The organism is Polaromonas sp. P1_G2 (genome assembly GCF_056405515.1).
This window is the reverse complement of record NZ_JBFUBY010000582.1, coordinates 1-808: the sequence shown is the minus strand read 5'-3', so window position 1 is coordinate 808 and position 808 is coordinate 1. Positions and strand designations below refer to the sequence as shown.

At 62.0% G+C, this 808-nt stretch carries 1 protein-coding gene; it reads right to left on the bottom strand.

What is annotated here, in order from left to right; genetic code table 11:
* Positions 1–119: 119 nt before the first annotated feature.
* Positions 120–808 (bottom strand): YdcF family protein (locus AC1D0P_RS26315; RefSeq protein WP_477679417.1); only part of this gene is annotated, 689 nt, incomplete at its 5' end.

The following is an 808-nucleotide window of genomic DNA, read 5'->3' as shown; positions in this document are numbered from 1 at the left end:
GCGCTGGACCGATGAGCAGGACGCAGTCACCATTTGCCTCGACCAAAACACCGTCGACGACCTATCAGCATGCTTCTCCGCTCTGTCGTCCCGGAATAATCACGTGGCGATCTCGAAGCTTACGGCACATAAGTCGCGGTCTCACCTGTCCAATGCGCGACAGCCAGCGCCAGCCATTCACGGGCCGCGGTCGATGCGAGCTGGCCGTTGAGCGTTGGCTGGGTGAAATCCAGACCCAGCTCAACCTTGCCGCTCGACCGGTAGTCCGACGGCCAGGGGATGACCTCGAGACCGGCCTTGTCGAACAGCGCCTTGGCGCGCGGCATGTGATAGGCGGAAGTGATCAGCAGGCAGCTCTTGAGGCCATTCTGATCGGCAAGCGCCTTGGTCTCGGAAACATTCTCCTCGGTCTTGCGCGAGGCCGTGTCCTTGATCAGCCTTGTCGGATCGACGCCCATGACGGAGAAGAAATCGCCGGCCAGTTCGGCATCACCCTTATAATCGCCGGAGAAGGAGCCGTCGCCGCCGGAGACAAGGATCTTTGTCTCAGGATGCAGCCGCGCCAGTCTTGCGGCCTCGATGAAGCGGTCGGCGGACTGGTTAAATTCCATGCCGCCCCGGCCTGCTGTGACTTCGAGATCAAAAGCGCCGCCGAGCACGATCATACAGGGGACTTGTGCCGGCAGGTCGGGACGCGGGTAACGCGCCTCCAGTGTCTGCAATGCCCAGGCGCCGGTCGAGGTGAAGAGGGCAGCGAACAGGACCGCGGCACCGAGAAGCGTGAACAAGAACGCGAAAAACCTGCGGC